Genomic DNA, 24,063 nt, shown 5'->3' with positions numbered 1-24,063 from the left:
ATCGTCCGGTAATTATGGCACAGGCGCGGTGACCACCGCGATCCCGCGTCGTCGATCGGCTCGTCAGGTGTGCAGATCCACGCCCTTCGTCTCTTTGACGAGCGAGACGCCGATGAGCGAGATCACGGCGGCCACGGCGATGTAGACGCCGATCGTCCATGCCGCGTGGAACTGGTTCATCAGAGCCTCGGCGATCATCGGTGCGAAGGCTCCGCCGAGGATGGCGCCGAGGGCGTACCCGATCGAGACGCCCGAGTAGCGCACGTTCGCGGGGAACATCTCCGCGTAGAGGGCGGCCTGAGGGCCGTACGACAAGCCGAGGGCGAACGTCATCACGAACAGCGCCACGAAGTACCAGAGGATGTTCGCGGTATCGATCAGGAACCACATCGGCACCGCCCAGAGCGCGAGCGCCACGTAGCCGATCTGGAAGGTGCGGATGCGGCCGAGTCGATCGGAGAGATGTCCGCCCCACAGGGTGAAGATGAGCCAGCCGAACGAGGCGAGCGTCGTCGCCAGCAGCACCGGCGGACGTTCCATGCCCAGCGTCGTGACGGCGTAGGTCGCGAAGAAGGCGATGAGCAGGTAGCCCGCCGCGTTGTTCGCGATGAAGATGATCGCGGTCAGGACGACCTGCTTGGTGTTCTGGCGGAACAGGCGGCTCAGCGGGGCGGAGGCCTCCTTGCGGCGACGTCGCAGATCCTCGAAGACCGGGCTCTCGTCGACCGCGCGACGGATCACGTAACCGACAGCGATGAGCACGATCGAGAGCAGGAACGGGATGCGCCACCCCCACTCGAGGAAGGCCTCCGGCGACATCGAGCTGGTGAGCACCCACAGTGTCGAGGTCGCGAGGATCATGCCGACAGGCACGCCGATCTGCGGAAAGGCCCCGAAGAGCCCTCGTCGGTTGTTCGGTGCATGCTCGACTGCCATCAATGCCGCGCCGCCCCACTCGCCACCCGCGGAGAACCCCTGCATGATGCGGAGCAGGATGAGCAGGATGGGCGCGGCCACGCCGATGGCCGCGTACGTCGGCAGGAGACCGATCAGAGACGTGGACAGTCCCATCATGATGAGTGTGAGCACGAGCATCTTCTTGCGCCCGAGCTTGTCGCCGAGGTGGCCGGCGACGATCGCCCCCAGGGGGCGGAAGAGGAACGAGATGCCGATCGTGGCGAAGGAGAGCACCTGCGCGAAGCCGGGACTCTCCTCGGCGATGGGGGCGAGGAACAGGGGCGCGAGGACCAGCCCTGCGGCCTGGGCGTAGATGAAGAAGTCGTACCACTCGATCGACGTACCGACGAGGGTGCCGGCGAGCACCCTCCGTTCTTCGGCGGGCATTCGTGCGGACGAGGTGCGGTCGGACACTGCTGACGTCATGCGAACTCCGTTGTTCTGCGATTCCGGGGGGAGAGGGCGATGAAGCACTCCGGTTATTCATGACCGAATGGTCGGTCAGTAATCGCCGAGCGTACCGCATAGCGCGCAGTGTCGGAGGGTGAGTGGTCTGGTCGGTATATGTCCGATAGGGCATGCGACTTATATCGTTCTGATCTCGACCCCGCTCCTCCGTATTACGCCATCGAGTGGGGAAACTCTACGATCGCTGTCAGGGGCACCAGGGCGGTGGTCAGTACAACTTGACGGAGGTTCGCATGGCGCGCTCCAGGTTCGCACGCATCAAATTCAGTGGTGTCGTTCTGACCGCACTTCTCGCGCTCACGGCATGCACCCTGGGGATGGATCCGGAACCGACACCGACAGCTGCTCCGGAGACGCCATCACCGGAGCCGTATGCCGGACCAGCCATCTTCACCGGCGATGAGTTGAACGCACTTCTGTTCACGTCCGACGAGATCGCTGCTCTGCTCCCCGGTTCGACGGAGATCGGCGAACCCTCCTCTGTTCTTGCGCAGATTTCCGACGGCGGGGGTCCGCTGCCGATCCCGGAGATCTGCAGCGTCCTCTTCGTCGAGCAGTCGCTGTGGAGCATCGGGTCGCGCAATGTGCGCTGGACGACGACAGCTGATTCGGACTATCGCTTCGGCGCCATGATGGCTCTGCAGTTCGCCGACGAGGCCCACGCCCAAGCGCGCATGGACCAGCTCGTCGAGGCATCCTCGCAGTGCGCGAACTTCGATTTCGCCGGCGCCGCGACATTCGAATCGGTCCGGCCTGTGGAATCGGACGACGTGCGAGCGGTTGCCGGCACGGTGACGCTGCCGGAGAGCGAGGGCGGAAACTCGACATTCCTGGGGTATGCGGCCGTGGGCAACGTGCTCGTGCAGGTGTCTCAGTCGATCAACGGTGAGGCCATCCCCGACGCTGAGGTGATCGCGAAGAAGCTCCACGAACGTGCGGAGGAAGCTCGGGCCGCGCTCACGCAGGAATTCACCGCGAACCCTCCGACACCCGATGCCGAGGCTGAGACCGATGAATCGGCGCCGTGGAGCGAGTGGGCGATCTCGGCTGGTGGTGTCGGGCTGATCCACCTGGGAGATCCGATCGCCGATGCGGTCGCCGCAGGGCAGGCCGCTCGGGTTATCGAACCCGCAGGCGCGGGCTATCCGTGGAAGCTTGTGAACGCAGAAGGTACCGGGTCGATACTGGTCGCCACGACGGATGACGGTTCCGCCGTGGCATCGATCACCGTCGGCAATGAGCGTATCTTCGACGAGGATGCCCAGGACGGCGCCGCGCTCCCCCTTCGAGGCGGCGTTCGGGTGGGTGCTCCGATCGCCGACGCGATCGCGGCATTTCCCGGTGGGACGACGGTCACCGTCGCCTCGTCCGGAGACGACTGGTACGACGTTGCGACGCGCGACGGCCGTCTCTTCCGATTCCACACCGATCGTGACGTCGTCGACCCCGGTGCGGTGATCATCGGAATCACGGTGGAGGACGCGACAAAGCGCCCTCTCAGGTTCTCGTGATCGGAGTCTGAGTCCACCGCACTGCGGCAGACTCAGACCCTCCCGAACGCGCGCAGCGGATGCTCGATGAGCTCGGTCACCCGCCGCAGGAAGCCCGCGGCGTAGCCGCCGTCGCACACCCGGTGGTCGAACGCGAGGGAGAGCTGCACGATCCGGCGCGCCACGATCGCCCCCTCCACGACCCACGGTCGCTCGATGATCCGCCCGATGCCGAGGATCGCCACATCGGGGTGGTTGATGATCGCGGCCGAGCCGTCGACCCCGAGGCCGCCGTAGTTGTTGAGGGTGAACGTCGATCCCCGCAGGCGCTCCGGCGGCATCGTCCCGGAGCGCGCCGTGGCGGTGAGCTCGCGCAGCGCCGTGTCGAGCTGCGCGACCGTGAGCGCGTGCGCGCGGGGGAGCACCGGAACAAGGAGCCCCCGTTCGGTGTCTGCCGCGATGCCGAGGTTCACGCCGTCGAACGAGATGATCTCGTCCCCGCTCTCGCTGAGGCGCGATGCGAGCACGGGATAGTCCTCGAGGGCGAGCAGGACGAAACGTGCGAGGAGCGCGGTCACCGACGGAGCCATGCCCCCCTCCGGTGCCATCTGCGAACGCAGGTCCCACAGCGCGGTGGCATCGACGTCGACCCAGACGGTGGCCTCGGGGATCTCGGAACGGCTGCGGGAGAGCTTCGCACTCACGGCCTTGCGCAGCGGCGACATCCGCTCGCGGGAGCGCACGCCGAGACCGTCGACCGTCTCGGCGAGCGGGTTTCCGGGCGTGCCGCCGCCTGCGGTGGAGCCGTCATGGTGCGCGGCGGCAGTGTCGACGGCAGTGTCCACGGCAGTGTCGACGGCGTTCTCGACGGCGGCCCGCAGCACGTCTGCGCGCGTCACGGCGCCGTCGGTGCCGGTCGCGGCGATCGAGTGCACGTCGAGACCGAGGTCCCGAGCGAGCCGGCGAACGAGAGGGGAGCGGACAGCGACAGGTCTGCGGTCGGCCGATCGCGACGGAGGAGGAGTCGCGGGGGTGCTCGGGGCGGAACGGATCGCGGTCGGCATGGGGATCGATGCTGTCGCCGGTGCCCGAGACGCAGACACCGAGGCGGCTGACGGACGGCGTCGCCCCATGGTGGGACGCGCGGTGGTGCCGTAGCCGATGAGCACGTTCCCCGAACCCGCGCGCTCCTCTTCGCGGTAGGCGTCGTGCTCGGGCTGCGCCGGTTCGGCGGTGGGCGCGGCCGGAGACGGCAGGGAGTCCGCCACCTCGAGCACGGGGGCACCGACGTCGATCGTGTCGCCGGCGGTGCCGTGCAGCGCGGTGACGATGCCGGCGAACGGCGACGGCAGCTCGACGATGCTCTTCGCGGTCTCGACCTCGGCGATCGGCTGATCGGTCGTGATGGTGTCTCCCACCGACACGAGCCACTGCACGAGTCCGGCCTCGGTGAGGCCTTCGCCGAGGTCGGGCAGGAGGAACACCTGCGTGCGGGCGTGCGGCTTCAGCGGGGTGCTCATGCGTCGTCCTCCCAGTGCAGCGTGTCGATCGCGTCGAGCACGCGATCGACGTCGGGCAGGTACCAGTGCTCGAGCTTCGGCGGGGCATACGGAGTGTCGAAGCCGGTCACCCGTCGCACGGGAGCTGCGAGGTACTCGAAGCAGCGCTCGAAGACGCGAGCCTGGATCTCGGATGCGACGCTCACGTATCCCGGGGCCTCGGCGATGACCACGGCGCGGCCGGTCGACTTCACGGCGGCCGTCACCGTCGCATCGTCGAACGGCGAGAGCGAGCGCACGTCGACGACCTGCACGCTGCGCCCCTCGGCGGCGGCGACGTCGGCGACGTCGAGCGCGAGCGGAACCGATGACCCGTATGCCAGGAGCGTCACGTCGGAACCCTCACGGGCGATTCGGGCCGTTCCCAGGTCGGCGGTGACCGAGGTGTCGACCTCGCCCTTGGCCCAGTAGAGCTTCTTCGGTTCGAGGAAGACCACAGGGTCGGGGGAGGCGATCGCCGCACGCAGCAGCGAGTAAGCATCCTGCGGAGTGGACGGGCTGACGACCGTGAGGCCGGGCGTGTGCGCGTAGTAGGCCTCGGACGAGTCGCAGTGATGCTCCACCCCGCCGATGCCGCCGCCGAAGGGGATGCGGATCACCAACGGCATCCGCATGCCGCCCCGGGTGCGGTTGCCGAGTTTGGCGACGTGGCTGACGACCTGCTCGAAGGCGGGGAGCGCGAACGCATCGAACTGCATCTCGACCACGGGACGAAGGCCGTTCATGGCCATGCCGACAGCGGTGCCGACGATGCCGGATTCCGCGAGCGGGGTGTCGAAGCAGCGCTCTTCGCCGAACCGGGCGGTGAGACCGTCGGTGATGCGGAAGACGCCGCCCAGCGCGCCCACGTCTTCGCCGAACACCACGACATCGGGATCGGACTCGATGGCATCGGCCAGGGCGCGGTTCAACGCGGCGGCCATCGTCATCGTCGTCACCGTGGCGGCTTCGCTCTCGGTGCGGGTGTCGTCCTGTGCGATCGTCATCGGCGTGCTCCGTTCATCGCGGCTCCGGCTCCGGCTCCGGCTCCGGCATCGGTGAGACGCGACCGCTCGATCTCGCCGCGCAGCAGGTCCCACTGCTCGTCGAGCTGAGAGGATCGGGTCTCGGTCACGAAGCGGAACAGGTCTTCAGGGTCGAGAACGGTGTCGGTGTTCAGCGCGGTCCGCATCGCTGCGGCGATCTCCTCGGCTCCCGAAGCGAAGCGCTCCTCGGTCGCGGTGTCGAGCGCACCGGTGGCGGTCAGGTGCGCCCGAAGGCGCAGCAGCGGGTCACGGGCGATCCAGGCCTGCACCTCGTCGCGCTCCCGGTAGCGGGTGTCGTCGTCGGCGTTGGTGTGCGCCTGCATCCGATACGTGTGCGCCTCGACGAGGCTCGGCCCTCCGCCGGCGCGGGCGCGAGACATGGCCTCGTCGAGCACGGCGACCACGGCGGCGACGTCGTTGCCGTCGACCCGCTGCCCGGGCATCCCGTAGCCGATGGCCTTGTGGGCGAGCGAGGGGGCGGCCGTCTGGCGAGAGAGCGGGACCGAGATCGCGAACTCGTTGTTCTGCACGAAGAAGACCACGGGGACGTGGAACACCGCGGCGAAGTTCATGGCTTCGTGGAAGTCGCCCTCACTGGTGGCGCCGTCGCCGCAGAGCGCGAGGACGACAGTGTCCTCGCCCCGATGCTTCGCCGCCTGGGCGAAGCCGACGGCGTGCAGCAGCTGGGTGGCGAGCGGAGTGGCCTGCGGGGCGACGCGGTGGGCGCGCACGTCGTACCCCGAATGCCAGTCGCCCTTGAGGAGCACCATCGCATCGGCGGGGTCGACACCGCGCGCGATGACGGCGACCGAGTCGCGATAGGTGGGGAACAGCCAATCCGTGGCGCCGAGCGACATGGCGGCACCGACCTGGCAGGCTTCCTGCCCGTGCGACGACGGGTAGACGGCGAGGCGGCCCTGGCGCACGAGGGCTCCGGCCTGATCGTTGATGCGCCGGCCCTCGACGAGCCCGCGGTACGCCGCGAGCAGCGTGTCCGAATCGGGGAGCGCATACCGCTCGTCGGCGACGGCCGTTCCGTCTTCGTCGATCAGTTGCACCGCGGTGTCGCGCGGGAGCAGGTCGGTGTGCAGCATGCGTTCGCCCTCCTTGCCGAACTCGATGAGGACAGCATGCCTCTGGGGCGTCACTCATCCAAGATCTTTTGCGGAATCGTGGATGAAAGCTCGTCACATGAGGCATTCTTGAGCGAAGTGTCAGAAGTTCTGCATCGAGGAAGGGGTCGCATGGTCGCTCTGGATGAGACGGATCGGGCAATCCTCGAGGAACTGCGTCAGGATGCGCGCGCGTCGATGACCGCGATCGCGGATGCCGTGCACATCTCGCGCGCCGGTGCGCACGCGAGGATCAAACGGCTCACCGACACAGGCGTCATCACGGGGTACACGGTGCGCACCGACCCTGTGCTGCTCGGGCACCACGCCAGTGCCTACGTGACTCTCGCGATCGAGCAGGCGACCTGGCAGGCGGTGAGCGAACGGCTGCGCTCGATACCCGAGATCGAGCACATGGCGCTGGTCGGTGGCGACTTCGACGTGATCCTGCTGGTGCGCGCGAACGACGCCCGCGATCTGCGTCGCATCGTGCTGGAGGACATCCAGGCGATCCCCTCGATCCGCTCGACGAGGACGACGCTGATCTTCGAGGACTATCCGCGGAACTGAACGAACGACGACACGACGACGATCCCGATGCACAGGACCCCGAATGCCGTTGCGAGAGCGGTGAGGGCGACGAGCAGCCCTCCGCCGGGCGCCGTGATCCGCGCCGAGCCCGGCGGCGTCGCGCCCGGAAGTGTCGAGTGCAGCCATGCGGTCATCCGCAGCTGACGTCGGCGTGCCGCGAACCAGAGGGCGCAGGCCGCCACGAGGCCGACAGCACCGGGGACGTACCCCCACGCGGTGAAGGCGGGCGGTAGCAGCAGAGGGAAGACGCGCAGCGACACCAGCGAGCCGATGGCGATCGCGAGGGCCGTGCGGCGCCAGGCGAGTTCGGTGCGCTCGGGTTGCAGGCCCGGATCGAAAGGCCCCTGTGCGTGTGGCCCCGGAGCATCCGGTCGTCCGGCATCCGACCTGCGAGCCGTCACCGCCAGAGCACCCCGGCCAGGACGAGCAGGCCGACGACCGTCACCACGATCGCGAGCACCACGGCAGAGAATGCTCCGGGCAGTGGGCGGGAGCGACGCATCGCACGTTCGGCGCGCATCCACTCCCACCAGGCCAGCGGTGCGACGGCAGTGCCGGTGACGATCAGCACCAGCGAGGCTGCGAGACGGAAGCCGGCGTGGAGGTCGAGGCCGAGCACCTCGAGGGCGACGCCACCGGCGATCAGCGCGAGCCCGGTGCGCGTCCAGGCGAGAAACGTCCGCTCGTTCGCGAGGGAGAAGCGCGGATCGGGCTCCTCACCGGTTTCGTAGACCGAGGCGGGGAAACGTCGCATCGCCTCATCGTAGCGGCGCGGGCAGATCGTGAAGGGTCGGCGGGAGGAGCGGGCGACGTCAGCCGATCGTGAGCTCGAACCCGTCGGCCGTGGGGGAGACAGCGACCTGGGAGAGGTCGGTGACCAGGACGGTCGGGTGGTGGGCCGCGGCGTGCGTGCCCACGCCGACGACGCGCATTCCCGCAGCGAGGCCCGCCTGGATGCCCGCACCGGAGTCTTCGAACACGACACAATCCGCCGGAGCGATCCCGAGCAGCTCTGCCGCGCGGAGGAACCCTTCGGGGTCGGGCTTGGAGGCGGACACATCCTCGGCCGTGACCCTCTGTGCGGGAACGGTGAGGCCCGCGGCCCGCATCCGTGCGGTCATGAGTGCGACGTTCGCGGAGGTGACGATCGCGTGTGGGAAGGGCCGCAGCGCATCGAGCAGCGCACGTGCGCCGGGGATCTCGATCACTCCGTCGACGTCACCCGCCTCGTTCGCGAGCATGATGTCGTTCTCGTGGAGGTTGATCGCATGATCGCGCTCCGGAAGCATGATCGCCATGCTCTGATGGCCCTGTCGCCCGTGCACGGTGCGCAGCACCGTCTCCGGATCGATGCCGTGCGGCTCTGCCCATGCGAGCCACAGCCGTTCCACGACGGCGGTCGAGTCGACGAGGGTGCCGTCCATGTCGAGGAGGGCGGCGCGGGCGGCGATGGTCTGGGTCACCCGTCCAGGCTAGTCGCACACGCGACGAACGCCCGGGCGCGCGCAGGCCGGTGCGCGGCGTGCGCGGCTTCTAGGATGTGGACCGGGAAGGACGAGGATGAACGCACTCGCGAGCAGGGTGATGCAGGTGCTGCGTCAGGTGCGCGGCCCGGCGACGGCGGAGGCCGTCTTCGAGGCGACGGCGCTGATCGTCGGCGCCGGTTTCTTCGTCGCAGGATTCCTGATCGGACTCCCGGTCTTCTGGGGCCACGACCTGGCGATCAGCGGCAGCGGCTCGATCGGAGTCTTCGCGGCGTACGGGGGCGCGATCACCGCGGTCATCGCCTTCACCCTCGGGCGCCTCGCCGTGCGACCCGCGCAGCCCGACCCCCGCGCGGCGCGCGACGGGTTCAGCGTGCCGGGGGATCGGCTGCGGTGGTACGACCTCACCGCCATCGCCTTCGCCCATGCGGCCATCGCGTACCTCGGCTGGCTCGGCGTCGCCGAGCTCCTCGAGCGGAGCTTCACCGATGCCCCGGTGTTCCCGTTCCCCGGCGCCATCCTGGTGGCGGTCGCCTTCGCGCTGACCGGATACGTCTGTTTCCTCAGTGCCGTCGCCCTGACCCCGATGGTGCTGTCGCTGGTGCTCGCCGTCTTCCTCGTGGTCGGCGCATTCGCCAGCATGCTCGCCTCCAGCGACGTGCACTGGTGGCGCGACAACCTGTCAGCGCTCGGCATGAGCACCAACAGCGCATCGGTCGCGTTCAATGTGACGCTGGTCATCGCCGGGGTGATGATCACGACGATCTCCCGCTACGCGACCGCGGGGCTCCCGGCCGAGAGCCCGGAGGAACGGCGAGGACGCTTCATGGTGCGCGGCGGACTGATCCTGATGGGCATCTTGCTCGCGTGCGTCGGTATCTTCCCGGTGGACGAGTTCTTCCTCCTGCACAACACCGTCGCGACGGGTATGACCGTGGTGTTCGGGATCGTCGTGGTCGGCCTGCCGTGGTTCCTGCCGACCATCCCTCGTGTGTTCGTGGCCTTCGGGTGGATCTACGTGCTGGTGATCATCCTGCTCGCGGCCTTCTTCGCGGTCGGCTACTACAACCTCACCGCTGTCGAGCTGATCGCCGCCGTGCTGATCTTCAGCTGGATCATCGTGTTCCTCCGCACGGCGGGGTCGGTCACCGCACCGGCGGTCTCGGCCGATGCAGCGACCGAGACGGGCTGACGAGGCGGGCTGACGAGGCGGGCTGACGAGGCGGTCGCGCCGGGGCTAGTCCCAGATCGGATCGTCGGGGTCGGGGGAGTCCGTGCCGTCGGCGTCGGTCATGATGCGCGCTTCGGCGATCCACGACGTCAGAGAATCGTCGTGGAGCATATGAGGTCGTGGCGGGCCGAGAAGCTCGGGGATCGTCACGATGCTCAGCGGCTCGTCGCTCGCGAAGATGACGACGTTGCCCAGTGGCCCTTCATCATCCTCCGGTTCGGCGTCGAGGACGACGGCGACGTGGTCGAACACGGTGCGCAGGGTGGCCGCCTGTCGCCGTGAGTACTCGAACGGGTGCCCGTCGAGCAGGTTCACGGCCACGACGCCCGCCGCGGCGGAGCGTGCGGCGACGCGGCGGTAGAACTCCTGGCTGGCCACACGATGTCGGATGACCGCGGCATCCCACAGATCCACGACGGTGAACTGCGCATCCACCCAGTCGGTGTCGATCGCGGTGCTCTCCGCTGCAGCCGCGGCGACCGCGGCGACCGCGGGGACAGAGGACGAGGGCGCCGACGAGCGCTTCTCGTCGGGGAGATCCGCGTCTGCGACCGCTCGTGCATCGCCGAAGATGACGCGCAGATCGGTGCCGGAGGGCAGCGGCAGGGCGGCGACCACCGCGGTGTAGAGGGCGGGTTCGAACTCCACCGCGAGCTGCGGGGACCCGGCACGCGTGGCCGCGACGTAGCGAGCCAGCGTGAGTGCTCCGGCGCCCAGATGCACGGTGAACAGCGGGGCACCGGGCTCCGCCGCGGCGTCCATCGCTCTGGCGATGTGCTGGATGTAGGCGTATTCGAGCGCGGTGGGATCGGTCATAGAGACGACGGACTGCGGAATCCCATCGACGCTGAGCTCGAAGCGACCGGGTCGTCTCTTCGACTCCATCAGCTTCGCCTTGCGATTGTCGAGCATGAGCGAGAACACCCGGCGATTCCTTGGCACCCGTCGATCCTAGATCGGGCGACGTCCGTCGGAGGCAACCTTCCGGGCAACGGCCGGACGCTTCGTCGCACGCGGCTACCCTGGAAGGAACATGGCACATCTTCTCGGGGCTGAAGCCCTCCACCTCGAATATCCGACCAGGGTCGTCTTCGACTCCGTGACCCTCGGCATCGAGGAGGGCGACCGCATCGGCATAGTCGGCCGCAACGGCGACGGCAAGTCGAGCCTGCTCGGAATGCTGGCAGGCATCAAGGAACCGAACTCCGGACGCGTCACGGTGCGCGGAGGAACGCGGATCGGCGTGCTCGATCAGGCCGACAACCTGCCAGACGACCTCACCATCAGTGCGGCGGTCGTCGGCGACACCCCGGAGTACGAGTGGGCGGGCGATGCGCGGATCCGCGACGTCATCGAAGGGCTGCTCACCGACCTCCCGTGGGATGCCGAGATCGGTTCTCTCAGCGGTGGGCAGCGGCGTCGGGTGTCGCTCGCGAAGCTCCTCACCGGAGACTGGGACGTCATCGCCCTCGACGAGCCGACCAACCATCTCGACGTCGAAGCGATCACCTGGCTCGCCGGACACCTCAAGAAGCGCTGGTCGCCGAACTCGGGCGCCCTCATGGTCGTGACGCACGACCGATGGTTCCTCGATGAGATCAGCACCGAGACCTGGGAGGTGCACGACCGCATCGTCGAGCCCTTCGAGGGCGGCTACGCGGCGTACATCCTGCAGCGCGTCGAGCGCGACCGGATGGCGGCCGCCACCGAGGCGAAGCGTCAGAACCTCGCCAAGAAGGAGCTCGCGTGGCTCCGCCGTGGCGCTCCGGCCCGCACGGCCAAGCCGAAGTTCCGCATCGACGCGGCCAATGAGCTCATCGCCGACGTCCCCGAGATCCGCGACAAGGTGTCGCTGCAGTCGCTCGCCGTCTCGCGACTCGGGAAGGACGTGGTCGACCTGCTCGACGTCGGGGTGACCTACCCGACGGCGGACGGCGGCGAGAAGGTCGTGCTGCGCGACATCGAGTGGCGCATCGCGCCGGGGGAGCGCACCGGGATCCTCGGTGTGAACGGCGCCGGCAAGTCGACGCTGCTCGGCCTCATCTCCGGCACCGTGGAGCCGACCGTCGGACGGGTCAAGCGCGGCACGACGGTGAAGGTGCAGACCCTCACACAGCGGCTCGACGAGCTCACCCAGCACTGGAACGACCCGGTGCGTGTGATCATCTCGGGCCTGCGCACCTCCTACACGATGGGGGCCGGCTCCAAGGCGCAGGACCTCACGCCCGGGCAGCTGCTCGAACGGCTCGGGTTCGACTCCGCCCAGCTCTCCACTCCGGTCAAGGATCTCTCGGGCGGACAGCAGCGTCGCCTGCAGCTGCTTCTCGTGCTGCTCGACCAGCCGAACGTGCTGATCCTCGACGAGCCGACCAACGACCTCGACACCGACATGCTCGCCGCGATCGAGGACCTTCTCGACTCCTGGTCGGGCACGCTCCTGGTCGTCAGCCACGACCGGTACTTCCTGGAGCGCGTCACCGACCAGCAGTACGCGATCCTCGACGGTCACCTGCGTCACCTCCCGGGCGGGGTCGACGAGTATCTGCGACTGCGTCACCTGCAGTCCTCCACCGGGTCGAAGCAGACCGCGACGGCCGCAGCGACGGCGACGGCCACAGCTGCCGCGAAGGGGCTCGACGGTGCGGCACTGCGCACGGCGCAGAAGGAGGTGTCCGCCCTCGAGCGACGCATCCAGAAGCTCACGCAGCAGGTGAACGCCGCCAAGACCGCGCTGGCGGACCACGACCAGTCCGACTATGCGGGTCTCGGCGACCGGATGAAGAAGATCAGCGAGCAGCAGGCCGAGATCGAGGAGCTGGAGCTGCGCTGGTTCGAACTCACCGAGGAGATCGGCTGACGGAGGAATATCCTTCTCCCAACGCTGTTGGGAGGTAGGGATGGAAGGCCTCGAAGTAACTGTCCTGCTCGGACTCACGATTCTCGTCGGAACCCTGATCGCCCCGCGCGTGCGTCTCGCGCTGCCCCTCGTCCTCGTCATCTTCGGACTGCTGCTGGGGTTCGTACCTCCGCTGCGCGAAGTGCAGCTGCCTCCCGAGACGGTGCTGCTGCTGTTCCTGCCCGTGATGCTCTTCTGGGAGAGCCTCACCACGTCTCTGCGGTCGATCCGCCGTGACTTCCGCTACATCCTGCCGATGAGCACAGTGCTGGTCGTCGCCTCGGCGTTCGCGGTCGCCGGTATCGGAGTGCTGTTCGGGATGCCGTGGGAGATCGCCCTCATTCTGGGTGCCGCGGTCGCGCCGCCGGATGCCACGGCCGTCGCCGCCCTCGGGCGTCTGCTGCCGCGCCGCATGTTCATGAAGCTCAAGGCCGAGAGCCTGACCAACGACGGCACGGCGCTGGTGCTTTACGCGATCGCGGTGTCGCTGGCGCTCGGCGGCCAGATCACCCCGCTGTCGGTCACGCTCGACGTGCTGGTCTCCTATGTCGGCGGCATCGCGGCCGGTGTCGTCGTCGCGGCTCTCGGGTACCTGCTGCTGCGGCGCACGTCGTCGACGATCGTGATCAACGTCGCTCTGCTCCTGATCCCCTTCACGGCGTTCCTCGTCGCCGAGATGGTGCACGCCTCCGGTGTGCTGGCGGTCGTGGTCGCGGGTCTCATCGTCGCCTACGTGTCGCCGAGGGTCACGACGGCCTCTTCCCGGCGGCAGGCCGACGCGGCGTGGCCGTTCGGCGTCTTCCTGCTCAACGGCGCCCTGTTCGTCCTGATCGGGCTCGAGGTGCAGTACGTCGTGCATGAGATCTCCGCGGCGGCGATCGGTCGCCTGGTGCTCATCACGCTCGCCGTCTGGGCGACGCTGCTCGTGGTGCGATATCTCTTCCAGCTGCTGAACGTGCTGTTCCAGCGTCAGGCCGGGCCGAGACCCGCACGCGGCGCCAGGGCACGGGCCAGAGTCGTATCCACCGTCGCCGGTATGCGCGGCGCCGTCTCGCTCGCGATCGCGCTGTCTGTCCCCACGAGCATCACAGAGGGTGGGGCCATCAACGGACGCGATGAGATCGTGTTCGTGACGGCCGGCGTCATCCTGCTGAGTCTGCTCGTGCAGGGGCCGCTCCTGCCCGCGATCGTGCGGTGGGCGCGGTTCCCCGTCGACCACGTCGAGGACGAGGAATACGAACTCGCCGAGCGGGCGATCTCCGGGGCGGCGCTCGCCGCTCTCGACGACCTCGCGGCTGAGCACGGCGTGGGTCAGGAAGTCCTCGATCGCGTGCGGTCGGAGGGCTATCAGATGCTCGAGTTCGCGAACGCCCGGTCGTTGGCCCGCGAGCAGGCCCTCGTCGACGCGGAAGCCGATGCTCTCGACGAGATGCTCGGCGAGCCCGACCCCCTCGGTGCCGGAACCGCCGACATCGGAGACGACCCCACCACGGGAGGCGGAACCTCGCAGGCGACGGAGGGGGAGGGCACCGACGGCACGGTGCTGCAGATGATCGCGACCTCGACCGATGTCGACCTCGCGCAGCGCTCGCCGCTGATCCGGCATGAGGAGCACACGCGACTCAAGCTCGCCCTGATCGACCGCAAGCGTGAGGTCCTCCTCGGGCTGCGTGGCGCCGGCACGGTCGACGACATCGTCGTGCGCCGCATCTCCGCCCGACTCGACCTCGAGCAGGTGCGCCTGCAGGGGATCGAGGAGTACGACTGAACACCCGAGCGGACGACACCGCCGTCGGAGCGCATCGAGACGACGGCGCGCACCCGCCAGAACGATCCGCCTGAGAACGAGGAGACCGATGCCCACCATGATGAGAGCCATCATTCTCGATCGATTCGGCGACGAGGGGGAGCTGCGTGAACAGTCGGTTCCGATCCCCGCGGTCGGCGAAGGTGATGTACTCATCCGCATCGATGTCGCCGGCATCGGGTCATGGGATCGGGAGGAGCGCGAAGGCCACTACGAGGGAGCTTTCGGCGTGCCGTCGACCTTCCCCTACATCCTCGGGTGGGAAGGGGCGGGAACGGTCGAGGCGGTCGGCGCCGACGTGACGCGCTTCGCCCCGGGGGATCGGGTGTACGCCGCGTCGACCCCCGTCCCGCGAGGCGGGTTCTACGCCGAGTATGCGGTGGTCGACCAGGAGCATGTCGCCCCGGTGCCCGCGCGGCTGACCGACGAGCAGGCCGGAGTGCTCGCCTGGGACGCACTGACGGCCACGAGCGGACTCGACACGATCGATGCGCGCCCCGGAGACGCCGTGATGATCTTCGGCGCGAGCGGAGGGATCGGTCACCTCGCGGTGCAGCTCGCCAAACACCGTGGACTCCGGGTGTTCGCGGTCGCCTCAGGACAGGACGGCGTGTCGCTGGCCGGGGGCCTCGGCGCCGATGTCGTCGTCGACGGGAGGCGGGACGACGTGATGGCGGCCATCGAGAGCTTCGCTCCGGAGGGCCTCGACGGCGCACTCGTCACCGCCGGAGGTCGGGCGGCCGAGGATGCGCTGCGCGGGGTGGCACCGTCGGGGCGCATCGCGTGGGCGCACGGTGTGAATCCGCCACCGTCGGCCGAGGTCGTCGAGCGTGTGTCGTTCTACGACGGCGACCGCAGCCGAGCGGCGCTGCAGCGTCTGAACGAGGTCATCGAGTCCAGTCTCATAGCCCCGCACGTGGCGCAGGTGTTCGACGCGGCCGAGGTCGCCCAGGCGCACCACGCGCTGCGAAGCCATTACGTGGGAAAGCTGGCGTTGCGCGCACCGCGCTCTTCGCGCCAGCTGTGACGCTGTGTGCCGCACGCTTCCGCGTGTGAGGTGAGAGAAGGGTCCGAGTGTGCGAACACTGCTCGGACCCTCCTCACCACGGGATCAGATTCCGGACAGGTCGACCCAGTGCGTCAGCTTCAGCCACGCACTGCCCGTCCCCGAGAGCTGGTACTTCACCTCGGCCAGCACCCGTGGGGAGGTGAGAGAGTTCTGCGGTGGCTTGATCTGGAAGCCCCATCCGGTGTTGTAGCTATAGCTGTTCGCCGTCGGCGCCTTCTTGATGATCGACGGCACTCCACCGCCGCTGTAGATCTCCACCTTCCGCTCTTTGAGTCCGAACCCCGGGTCGGGCGTCCAGCTGCCCGTGACCTTCTCTGTCCGAATCTGATCGCCCTTCAAGGTGTACTGGATCGTGATCGACGACTTGACCGAACCGTTGTCGTGATTCCCGCCGACGGAGGACCGCGGGGCGATGATGCCCGGCTCAGTTGGAGCAGCTGATGATTCGGTCGAAGGGATCCGCGCCTCGATCGTGGCCGACGTGCTGTTCGTATCCACAGGGATCTGCTCCGACTGCTGATACACGATCGCTCCGGTCCTCACATCCGTGACGACGACTGTCGAGTTCGCGTACAGATGCTCCTCTGTCGCCGCGTGAGCGGCGGCGGGCAGCGAGAAGGACAGAAGTACCGCGGTGGCCGTGGCGAGTGCGACTTTCTTTCGTGTTTTCATGACGTCTCCGGTCGTTGGATCGGTGCCGGACGGCACCGACACTCTTTCGAGTGCGTCGAGCAGAACACACGGTGCGATTGCTGTCGCCGACTGTGTCCTGCTGTCGCCGACTGTTTCTCGCCGTCGCCGACTGTGTCGTTCGATGACGCACGGCCAGGGCACAGGCGTGCGCGGTCGATCCGAGTCGGGTGACGACGGTCGACCTGTCGCTGTGACGCCGTGTGACACTCGATTCCGCGTGCGTCGCGCGGCCTGCCTAACGTATTCGAGTCCCCCAAGAGAGGAACTCCTTCACATGTCACGCCGTACCACTTCCATCCTGGCCGCGCTCGCCGCGGTCCCGCTCTTCGTCGCACTCACCGGGTGCGCCACGGGGTCGTCCGATGCCGGATCCGGCAGTGAGGGATCGTCCGAGAACGAGGTCGTCAAGATCGGCGTCGTCGGCGAGAGCGATCCGCAGTGGCCCGCGTTCGTGGATGCGGCTGCGGCGGAAGGCATCACGGTCGAGCTCGTCGATTTCGGTTCGTACGAGCTTCCGAACCCTGCGTTGAGCGAGGGCGAGGTGGACCTCAACCAGTTCCAGCACATCGTGTATCTGGCTCAGTACAACGAGGCATCGGGCGATGATCTCGCGGCGATCGGATCGACGCAGATCTACCCGCTGGGTCTCTATTCGACGAAGTACGATTCCGTGAAGGACATCCCGGAAGGCGAGACCGTCGCTGTACCCGATGATGCTTCGAACCAGGCCAGGGCGCTGCTGGTGCTGCAGGCCGCCGGACTCGTCGATCTGAAGGACGGCGGCACCGCCTTCTCGGATCTCGCTGACGTCGATGAGAGCACGTCCAAGGTCAAGGTCACAGCGCTGGAAGCGGCCCTCACCCCTGAAGCCCTGCCCGATGTCGCAGCAGCCGTCATCAACAACGACTTCGTGGAGGACGCGGGGCTCTCGTTCGACGACGCGCTCTTCACCGACGACCCCGAGGACCCGAGTGCGCTCCAGTACGTGAACATCTTCGCGTCGCGCGCCGAAGACGTCGACAACGAGACCTACCTCAAGCTGGTCGAGATCTTCCAGACCGACAAGAACGTGCAGGAGGGCCTGGCGAAGTCGTCGGGCGGCACCGGCGTCACGTTGCAGACGCCGGCCGACGAGCTGGCCTCGCTGCTCAAGGACGTTCAGAAGGACGTCGCGGCGAACAGCTGATCAGGTCGACCTGAGAGAATCGGGCGACGCGCGAGCGTCGCCCGATTCGTCGTCTGCAGGTCGACCACGCCCTTCCTTTCCCCTTCAAGACCGGAGCACTCCATGCCCATCGTGTCCCTCGAGAACGTATCGAAGAGATACCCGTCCCCGGCTGGGGCTGACGAGCAGATCACGGCGGTCGACGGCGTCACGTTGCAGATCGATCAGGGAGATGTCTACGGCATCATCGGATACTCCGGCGCAGGCAAGTCGACGCTCGTGCGTCTCATCAATGCTCTGGAGCCTGCCTCCGAGGGGCGGATCACTGTCGATGGCGTGGAGATCACGGCTCTCGCGGAGCGCGAGCTGCGCCGGGTGCGCAGTGGAATCGGAATGATCTTCCAGCAGTTCAACCTCTTCTCGTCGAAGAGCGTGCGGGCGAACGTCGCGTATCCCCTCAAGCTGGCCGGGTGGTCGAAGCCCGACATCGAGGCGCGTGTCACCGAGCTGCTCAGCTTCGTGGGGTTGAGCGACAAGGCGCGTTCATACCCCGAACAGCTCTCCGGCGGTCAGAAGCAGCGTGTGGGCATCGCCAGAGCCCTCGCCACGAGGCCGGCCATCCTCCTCGCAGACGAGGCGACCAGCGCGCTCGACCCGGAGACCACTCACGAGGTGCTGGCACTGCTCAAGAAGGTGAACGAGGAACAGGGCGTGACGATCGTCGTGATCACGCATGAGATGGATGTCATCCAGACGATTGCGACGAAGGTCGCCGTCATGGACCGCGGTCGCGTCATCGAGCACGGCGACGTGTTCGAGGTCTTCTCCAACCCACAGCACGCCGCTTCGCAGCGGTTCGTCGGCACGGTCGTGAAGGGGGTGCCCTCTCCGTCTGAACGGGCGGTGCTCCGTGAACGTCACGATGGACGCCTCGTGACGTTCTCGTTCCGTGACGGCGGTCCGTCCCAGGCGCAGGTCTTTCTCCAGCTCGCCGACGCGGGACTGGAATTCGAGCTCGTGTTCGGGGGCATCAACGACATCCGCGGGCGTGCCTTCGGACACCTCACTCTCGCGATCCGCGGCGAGGACGGTGTCATCGAGCAGACGCTCGCGAGCATCGCCCCACATGTCGACGTGTCCGACATCGACAGCGAGGAGGTGCGCTGATGGATCGTCTCATCGAGCTGGGGCCCGAGTTCTGGACGGCTGCTGTCGAGACTCTCTACATGGTCTCTCTCACGCTGGTGCTGGGCGGCCTGCTGGGCGGTCTGATCGGCGTCGGTCTGTACCTCACCAGGCCGGGAGGAATGCTGCAGAATCGGGCGGTCTCCGCAGTCCTGAACCTCTTCATCAACTTCTTCCGCCCCATCCCGTTCGTGATCCTCATCACGGTGCTGATCCCGTTCTCGCGTTTCATCGTGGGCAGCGGCATCGGCACGAACGCCGCAATCGTGGCGCTCGTCGTGGCCTCGATGTTCGCGATCGGCCGCATCGTCGAACAGCATCTCGTCGGGGTCTCACCCGGAGTGATCGAAGCCGCACGCGCCATGGGGGCCGGCCCCTGGCGGACGCTCTTCACCGTCGTGATCCCGGAGGCCCTGGGGCCGCTCATCCTCGGGTACACGTTCGTCATCGTCGCCCTCATCGACATGACCGCGATGGCGGGTTACATCGGTGCAGGCGGTCTCGGAAACTTCGCACTGACCTACGGACGTCGTCAGTTCGAGCCCGTGGTGATGTGGGCGGCCGTGCTGCTCATCGTCGTCTTCGTGCACGTGGCGCAGACGCTCGGAACCCGCCTGGCCCGCAAGGTCATGCGCCGCTGACGGGGCTCTCGACCGGGTTCTCGTCGGCAGGCGCCTCCTGCAGGGTGCGACGAGTGGTGAACACCCGCTCCGTCCCGCTCAGCGGATCGATGAAGCGCAGTTCACGAGCGAGCAGCTGCAGCGGGCGGTCGAAGTCGTCGGGCAGGTCGTCGAGCAGCTCCGGGTAGAACCGGTCGTTCAGGATGCCGATGCCGAGGGCGGCCAGGTGCACGCGCAGCTGATGCATCTTGCCGCTGTGCGGGCGGAGCAGCGTATGCACCACGCGATCGTCGCTGCCGATCAGCGCGATCAGCGTCTCGGCGTTCGGCTCCCTGGCATCGTCGACCTGCACACGCACCTGGGCGCGGGGCTTCTCGATGTGGTTGCGGTAGACGAGCGGGAACGAGGGGAGCTCGCCGTGATCGGGGAGCTCCGACACCGCCTCGTACACCTTCTGCACCTGTCGCTTCTCGAACATCAGCTGGTAGGCGCCGCGGGTCGCCGGTCGTGTCGAGAACATCAGCAGGCCGGCGGTCGCGCGATCCAGCCGGTGGATCGGCGCCAGGTCGGGATTGTCGAGGAGGTTGCGCAGGCGCACCAGCGCCGAGTTCTGCAGGAACTTGCCGCCGGGAGTCGTGGGCAGGAAATGCGGCTTGTCGACGACCACGAGATGCTCGTCCTGGTGCAGGACCTCGATCTCGAAGGGGATCCGCGTCTCGACGGCGGGTTCGCGGTAGTACCAGACGAATTCGACGCTGCCGAGCGGGGCGTCGCGAGGGACGGGGGAGCCGTCGGCCCGCACGATCTCACCGCGGTCGAACCTCTGGAGAAGACGCTCGGGGTCGAGGTGGAAGAAGCGCTCGACCATGTAGGCGGCGACGGTGGGCCACGAGCCGGAGAGGGGCACGTGCAATCGTGTGGCTCCCACGCCGTCGCGCACGGGGAGGGGGGAGGGCATGCCCATCAGATGCGGCCGGTCACGAGTCGAAGCTCAGGCTCAGCTTGCGCAGCAGCCCCGCGAGGCGATCCCGATCCGAGCGCGAGAGGGCCTGCAGCAGGTCGGCCTCCACGTCGACGAGACGCGTGATGGCGGCATCCACGCGGATGCGCCCATCGTCGGTGAGCGTCACCAGCACGCTGCGCCCGTCGCCGGGGTCGGCCTCGCGGCGCACGAAGCGGCGGCCGACCAGACGGTCGATCCGGTTGGTCATCGTGCCGCTCGAGACCAGAGTCTGCTGCAGCAGCTGCTTGGGGGAGAGCTGGAACGGCGCCCCTGCTCGACGCAGCGCCGAGAGCACATCCCATTCCCAGTGCTCCAGGTCGCTGCGGCGGAACACGTCGCGTCGGGCACGGTCGAGGTGGCGTGACAGCCGGTCCATCCGCGACAGCACCTCGAGCGGGGAGAAGTCGAGGTCGGGGCGCTGGGTGTTCCACGCGCCGACGATCCGGTCGACCTCATCCACCTCGCTCATCCGCCCATTATCGCGTGTGCGGCTCGGGGATCAGGACGCCGCCGGCAGGTCGATCGTCATGAAGGTGCTGTGCGGGTCGAGGACGTAACCGCCGAAAGGGCCGCACTCGCGGAAGCCGGCGGCGGAGTAGAGGGCGCGCGCCGGGACGAAGAACTCGGCGCTCCCGGTCTCGAGCGAGACGCGGCTGATGCCGCGCGCGTCGGCATCCTCCAGGAGGAAGGCGAGCATGGTGCGTCCGAGACCGCGCCCGCGCAGCGCGGGGTCGGTGCGCATCGACTTGATCTCCTCGTGCCCTTCCTCCACCGTCGCCAGGGCGCCGGTGGACGCGGGGCGGCCGTCGAGGTGCCCGGCGAACAGCCGCACTCCCGGTGCGAGCAGACGCTCGAACACCAGGGCATGACGGCTCTCCGGTGGAGCCGTGTGCTCCAACTCGGCGTGGTGGGCGATCAGGAACTCGGCGAGGGCGGGGTCTGCGGTCTCCACCCGTTCGATCACGATGCTCATGACGCCAGCATCCCAGAGCGGTGTTTCGGGTGGATGACGCACGGGGTGTCAGCAGAACCGGGGCTCGGGCATGGCAGACTTGATGCCGCGGCGCCCTCGTGGGCGGCGCGGTCCGCCGTGGTGTAATGGCAGCACGACAGCCTTTGGAGCTGTGAGGTCTAGGTTCGAGTCCTGGCGGCGGAGCATGACTGGGAACAATCTCGCCATCATCGTCCTCGCCGCAGGCCAGGGCACTCGCATGAAGTCGCGCCTGCCGAAGGTGCTGCATCCGATCAGCGGACGTCCACTGGTGGGGCACGTGCTCACCACCGCGGGGCGGCTGCAGGCCGCGCACGTCGAGGTCGTCGTCCGTCACGAGCGCGACCAGGTGGTCGCGGCGCTCGCGGTCGATTACCCCGATGCGGTCTTCGTCGACCAGGACGACATCCCCGGAACCGGTCGTGCGGTGCAGGTGGCCGTCGATGCCCTCCCCGCCGACTTCGACGGCGACGTGCTCGTGCTCTCCGGCGACTGCCCGCTGGCCGATGTCGACACCCTCTCCGCGTTCCTGGCGGAGCACCGCGCCTCCGGCGCACCGGCCACGCTGATGACGGCGCTGGTCGACGATCCGACCGGCTACGGACGCGTCGTCCGCGATGCCGACGGGGGAGTCGACCGCATCGTCGAGCAGAAGGACGCCACCGCCGAGGAGGCCGCCGTCCGCGAGATCAACGCCGGGATGTACGTGTTCCGTGCGGCGACGCTTCGGGCCTACCTTCCGCGGGTCGGCGTCGACAACGCCCAGGGCGAGATGTACCTGACCGACGTGCCGGGCCTGCTCCGCCGTGACGGCGACCGGGTGGCGGCATCCGTCGTCTCCGATATCTCGGTCACCTTCGGCGTCAACGACCGCGCCCAGCTGGCCGAGGTCGGGCGCCTGCTCAACCAGCGGATCGTGCGTCGCTGGCAGCTCGAGGGCGTGACCGTGATCGACCCCGCCACCACCTGGATCGACGACGACGCGAAGCTCGCACCCGACGTCACGATCCTCCCGAACACGCAGATCCTCCGCGCCACGGTGATCGCCTCCGGTGCCGTCATCGGTCCGGACACGACACTCGTGGACTGCGAGGTCGGGGAGGACGCGATCGTCCGCCGCACCGATGCCACGCTGGCCGTGATCGGTGCCGAGGCGACGGTCGGCCCGTTCTCGTTCCTCCGCCCCGGCACGATCCTCGGAGTCCGGGGCAAGATCGGCGCCTACGTCGAGACCAAGAACGCCGAGATCGGCGAGGGCAGCAAGGTTCCGCACCTCTCCTACGTGGGCGATGCGACGATCGGCCGCGGGGTGAACCTGGGCGCGAGCACCATCACGGCGAACTACGACGACGTGAACAAGCACCGCACCGAGATCGGTGACGAGGTGCACACCGGGTCGCACACGGTGCTCGTCGCGCCCGTTAGGCTGGGAGCCGGTGCGAAGACCGGTGCAGGCGCCGTCGTCCGCAAGGACGTCCCCGCCGGCGCGCTGGCCATGAGCGTCGCCCCCCAGCGCAACATCGAGGGCTGGGTCGAGAAGAACAGAGCAGGGACGGGCGCGGCGGATGCTGCGTCCCGCGAGAATTCGGCGGAATAGGCGGACATGGCGCGCAAGAAGAAGACGGTCGATCTGGATCGCGACAACGGCGTGGCCCCCGGGATCATCGCGAAGACCAAGAAGCGGCTCGTCGTCGCCGGTGGACGTTCGCATCCCGAACTCACCGCAGCGGTCGCCGAGGCCCTCGGCACCGAGATCGCACCGGTCGAGCACCGGACGTTCGCCTCGGGCGAGATCTACGCCCGCTTCGAGGTGTCGATCCGCGGTGTGGATCTCTTCCTGATCCAGACCTTCGGCGAGCCGGTCAACGAGTGGCTCATGGAGACGCTCATCATGATCGACGCCGCCAAGCGCGCGTCGGCCAAGCGCATCACCGTCGTCGCGCCGTACTATCCGTATTCGCGTCAAGACAAGAAGGGCCGCGGTCGTGAGCCGATCAGCGCCCGTCTCGTCGCCGACCTGCTGAAGACCGCGGGCGCCGACCGGGTCATGAGCGTCGATCTGCACGCCGCGCAGATCCAGGGCTTCTTCGACGGTCCCGTCGACCACCTGTTCGCCAAGCCCGTGCTCCTGGACTACTTCGAGCGCACGCTGTCGCCCGAAGACCGTGAGATCCTCACCGTCGTCTCGCCCGACATGGGCCGCGTGCGCGTCGCCGACACCTGGTCGGACAGCCTCGGTGCACCGCTGGCGATCATCCACAAGCGGCGCGACCCGAAGGTCGCGAACCAGGTCTCCGTGCACGAGATCGTCGGTGCCGTCGACGGCCGCACCTGTCTCCTCGTCGACGACATGATCGACACCGGTGGCACGATCGTCAAGGCCGCCCAGGCGCTCAAGGCGAACGGCGCCCACCGCGTCATCGTCGCAGCGACGCACGCGATCTTCAGCGACCCGGCATCCGATCGGCTGCAGGACTCGTCCATCGACGAGGTCGTCATCACCGACACGATCCCGCTCACCGAGTCGCGTCGCTGGGACAAGCTGACCATCCTCCCGATCGCCCCGCTGCTGGCGCGCGCGATCCACGAGGTGTTCGAAGACGGCTCGGTGACGAGCATGTTCGGCGGCGACGCGTAACGCATCGTCACGGCACAGCCCGCGCATAGCCGGGGTGCTTACGGTCGAATGGCCGACGAGCGCGTCGGCCGACACCGAG

Annotated in this window: 23 protein-coding genes and 1 tRNA gene; 12 read left to right on the top strand and 12 right to left on the bottom strand. The window is 68.0% G+C overall.

Annotated features, from left to right (window positions below):
- Positions 1-63 precede the first annotated feature (63 nt).
- A complete protein-coding gene (locus GZ64_RS0107965; protein WP_029265790.1) occupies positions 64-1,383 on the bottom strand; it encodes an MFS transporter in 1,320 nt (439 codons plus the stop codon).
- Positions 1,384-1,658: 275 nt separating this feature from the next.
- Here GZ64_RS0107965 and GZ64_RS0107960 point away from each other — a divergent pair, with 275 nt between their 5' ends.
- The gene (locus tag GZ64_RS0107960; RefSeq protein WP_029265788.1) at positions 1,659-2,936 is read left to right on the top strand and encodes a sensor domain-containing protein; all 1,278 of its coding nucleotides are present in this window, start codon (positions 1,659-1,661) and stop codon (positions 2,934-2,936) included.
- Positions 2,937-2,968: 32 nt separating this feature from the next.
- On the opposite strand, the gene GZ64_RS0107955 is transcribed toward GZ64_RS0107960, so the two are convergent.
- The 3 genes from GZ64_RS0107955 to GZ64_RS0107945 are packed head-to-tail and all read right to left on the bottom strand — an operon-like array spanning position 2,969 to position 6,593.
- Positions 2,969-4,435 carry a dihydrolipoamide acetyltransferase family protein gene (locus GZ64_RS0107955; protein ID WP_029265786.1) on the bottom strand — a complete coding sequence of 489 codons (1,467 nt, stop codon included), beginning with the start codon at positions 4,433-4,435 and terminating at the stop codon, positions 2,969-2,971.
- On the bottom strand, positions 4,432-5,460 hold the full coding sequence (locus GZ64_RS0107950; protein ID WP_051667895.1) for an alpha-ketoacid dehydrogenase subunit beta: 1,029 nt from the start codon (positions 5,458-5,460) through the stop codon (positions 4,432-4,434). Before GZ64_RS0107950 ends, GZ64_RS0107955 begins: the two co-directional genes overlap by 4 nt.
- On the bottom strand, positions 5,457-6,593 hold the full coding sequence (locus GZ64_RS0107945) for a thiamine pyrophosphate-dependent enzyme (protein ID WP_029260519.1): 1,137 nt from the start codon (positions 6,591-6,593) through the stop codon (positions 5,457-5,459). Before GZ64_RS0107945 ends, GZ64_RS0107950 begins: the two co-directional genes overlap by 4 nt.
- Before the next feature lie 150 nt (positions 6,594-6,743).
- Here GZ64_RS0107945 and GZ64_RS0107940 point away from each other — a divergent pair, with 150 nt between their 5' ends.
- Positions 6,744-7,181 (top strand): Lrp/AsnC family transcriptional regulator, encoded by a 438-nt coding sequence (locus GZ64_RS0107940; RefSeq protein WP_021198788.1) that lies wholly within the window; start codon positions 6,744-6,746, stop codon positions 7,179-7,181.
- Here GZ64_RS0107940 and GZ64_RS19045 read toward each other — a convergent pair.
- Genes GZ64_RS19045 through GZ64_RS0107925 form a run of 3 tightly spaced genes read right to left on the bottom strand, consistent with a single transcriptional unit; the run spans position 7,166 to position 8,665 of the window.
- The gene (locus tag GZ64_RS19045; protein ID WP_081859697.1) at positions 7,166-7,603 is read right to left on the bottom strand and encodes a DUF202 domain-containing protein; all 438 of its coding nucleotides are present in this window, start codon (positions 7,601-7,603) and stop codon (positions 7,166-7,168) included. The two genes, GZ64_RS0107940 and GZ64_RS19045, sit on opposite strands and share 16 nt — an antisense overlap.
- Positions 7,600-7,956: a YidH family protein gene (locus GZ64_RS0107930; RefSeq protein ID WP_021198786.1), complete on the bottom strand. Its 357-nt coding sequence runs from the start codon at positions 7,954-7,956 to the stop codon at positions 7,600-7,602. The genes GZ64_RS19045 and GZ64_RS0107930 overlap by 4 nt, the downstream gene beginning before the upstream one ends.
- A 58-nt stretch (positions 7,957-8,014) precedes the next feature.
- Positions 8,015-8,665, bottom strand: coding sequence for an HAD-IA family hydrolase (locus GZ64_RS0107925; RefSeq protein WP_029265782.1), 651 nt, complete (start codon positions 8,663-8,665; stop codon positions 8,015-8,017).
- A gap of 97 nt (positions 8,666-8,762) precedes the next feature.
- Here GZ64_RS0107925 and GZ64_RS0107920 point away from each other — a divergent pair, with 97 nt between their 5' ends.
- Positions 8,763-9,878, top strand: coding sequence for a DUF998 domain-containing protein (locus GZ64_RS0107920; RefSeq protein ID WP_029265780.1), 1,116 nt, complete (start codon positions 8,763-8,765; stop codon positions 9,876-9,878).
- A gap of 45 nt (positions 9,879-9,923) precedes the next feature.
- Here the strand turns inward: GZ64_RS0107920 and GZ64_RS0107915 are convergent, their stop codons facing one another.
- On the bottom strand, positions 9,924-10,859 hold the full coding sequence (locus tag GZ64_RS0107915) for a hypothetical protein (RefSeq protein ID WP_136025463.1): 936 nt from the start codon (positions 10,857-10,859) through the stop codon (positions 9,924-9,926).
- 91 nt (positions 10,860-10,950) lie between these two features.
- Between GZ64_RS0107915 and GZ64_RS0107910 the strand changes: the two genes are divergently transcribed.
- The 3 genes from GZ64_RS0107910 (at position 10,951) to GZ64_RS0107900 (ending at position 15,647) form a co-directional block, all read left to right on the top strand.
- Entirely contained in the window at positions 10,951-12,774 is a 1,824-nt protein-coding gene (locus GZ64_RS0107910; RefSeq protein WP_029265776.1) for an ABC-F family ATP-binding cassette domain-containing protein, read from the top strand.
- Between the two features lie 40 nt (positions 12,775-12,814).
- Positions 12,815-14,581 carry a Na+/H+ antiporter gene (locus GZ64_RS0107905; RefSeq protein ID WP_029265774.1) on the top strand — a complete coding sequence of 589 codons (1,767 nt, stop codon included), beginning with the start codon at positions 12,815-12,817 and terminating at the stop codon, positions 14,579-14,581.
- 88 nt (positions 14,582-14,669) lie between these two features.
- The gene (locus GZ64_RS0107900) at positions 14,670-15,647 is read left to right on the top strand and encodes an NADP-dependent oxidoreductase (RefSeq protein WP_029265772.1); all 978 of its coding nucleotides are present in this window, start codon (positions 14,670-14,672) and stop codon (positions 15,645-15,647) included.
- Positions 15,648-15,731: 84 nt separating this feature from the next.
- On the opposite strand, the gene GZ64_RS19430 is transcribed toward GZ64_RS0107900, so the two are convergent.
- A complete protein-coding gene (locus GZ64_RS19430) occupies positions 15,732-16,361 on the bottom strand; it encodes a hypothetical protein (RefSeq protein WP_136025231.1) in 630 nt (209 codons plus the stop codon).
- Positions 16,362-16,656: 295 nt separating this feature from the next.
- On the opposite strand from GZ64_RS19430, the gene GZ64_RS0107890 reads away from it, so the two are divergent.
- From GZ64_RS0107890 to GZ64_RS0107880, 3 genes are all read left to right on the top strand, one after another.
- A complete protein-coding gene (locus tag GZ64_RS0107890; RefSeq protein ID WP_021198778.1) occupies positions 16,657-17,568 on the top strand; it encodes a MetQ/NlpA family ABC transporter substrate-binding protein in 912 nt (303 codons plus the stop codon).
- 102 nt (positions 17,569-17,670) lie between these two features.
- Positions 17,671-18,714 (top strand): methionine ABC transporter ATP-binding protein, encoded by a 1,044-nt coding sequence (locus GZ64_RS0107885; protein WP_021198777.1) that lies wholly within the window; start codon positions 17,671-17,673, stop codon positions 18,712-18,714.
- Positions 18,714-19,373 carry a methionine ABC transporter permease gene (locus GZ64_RS0107880; protein WP_021198776.1) on the top strand — a complete coding sequence of 220 codons (660 nt, stop codon included), beginning with the start codon at positions 18,714-18,716 and terminating at the stop codon, positions 19,371-19,373. The genes GZ64_RS0107885 and GZ64_RS0107880 overlap by 1 nt, the downstream gene beginning before the upstream one ends.
- Here the strand turns inward: GZ64_RS0107880 and GZ64_RS0107875 are convergent.
- The 3 genes from GZ64_RS0107875 to GZ64_RS0107865 are packed head-to-tail and all read right to left on the bottom strand — an operon-like array spanning position 19,360 to position 21,328.
- Complete coding sequence (locus GZ64_RS0107875; protein ID WP_197020511.1) at positions 19,360-20,310, bottom strand: pseudouridine synthase; 951 nt, start codon at positions 20,308-20,310, stop codon at positions 19,360-19,362. The two genes, GZ64_RS0107880 and GZ64_RS0107875, sit on opposite strands and share 14 nt — an antisense overlap.
- Before the next feature lie 19 nt (positions 20,311-20,329).
- Positions 20,330-20,824 carry a MarR family winged helix-turn-helix transcriptional regulator gene (locus GZ64_RS0107870; RefSeq protein WP_029260528.1) on the bottom strand — a complete coding sequence of 165 codons (495 nt, stop codon included), beginning with the start codon at positions 20,822-20,824 and terminating at the stop codon, positions 20,330-20,332.
- Positions 20,825-20,854: 30 nt separating this feature from the next.
- The gene (locus tag GZ64_RS0107865; RefSeq protein ID WP_029265768.1) at positions 20,855-21,328 is read right to left on the bottom strand and encodes a GNAT family N-acetyltransferase; all 474 of its coding nucleotides are present in this window, start codon (positions 21,326-21,328) and stop codon (positions 20,855-20,857) included.
- Positions 21,329-21,439: 111 nt separating this feature from the next.
- Between GZ64_RS0107865 and GZ64_RS0107860 the strand changes: the two genes are divergently transcribed.
- From GZ64_RS0107860 to GZ64_RS0107850, 3 genes are all read left to right on the top strand, one after another.
- Positions 21,440-21,511: transfer RNA gene (locus tag GZ64_RS0107860), tRNA-Gln, on the top strand.
- Between the two features lies 1 nt (position 21,512).
- Complete coding sequence (gene glmU / locus GZ64_RS0107855; protein WP_029260530.1) at positions 21,513-22,943, top strand: bifunctional UDP-N-acetylglucosamine diphosphorylase/glucosamine-1-phosphate N-acetyltransferase GlmU; 1,431 nt, start codon at positions 21,513-21,515, stop codon at positions 22,941-22,943.
- Between the two features lie 6 nt (positions 22,944-22,949).
- Entirely contained in the window at positions 22,950-23,984 is a 1,035-nt protein-coding gene (locus GZ64_RS0107850; RefSeq protein WP_021198771.1) for a ribose-phosphate diphosphokinase, read from the top strand.
- Positions 23,985-24,063 lie beyond the last annotated feature (79 nt).

The organism is Microbacterium sp. Cr-K32, from assembly GCF_000708345.1.
Lineage (GTDB): Bacteria > Actinomycetota > Actinomycetes > Actinomycetales > Microbacteriaceae > Microbacterium > Microbacterium maritypicum_A.
The sequence above is the reverse complement of the archived record's forward strand: the minus strand, read 5'-3'. Positions and strand labels throughout refer to the sequence as shown.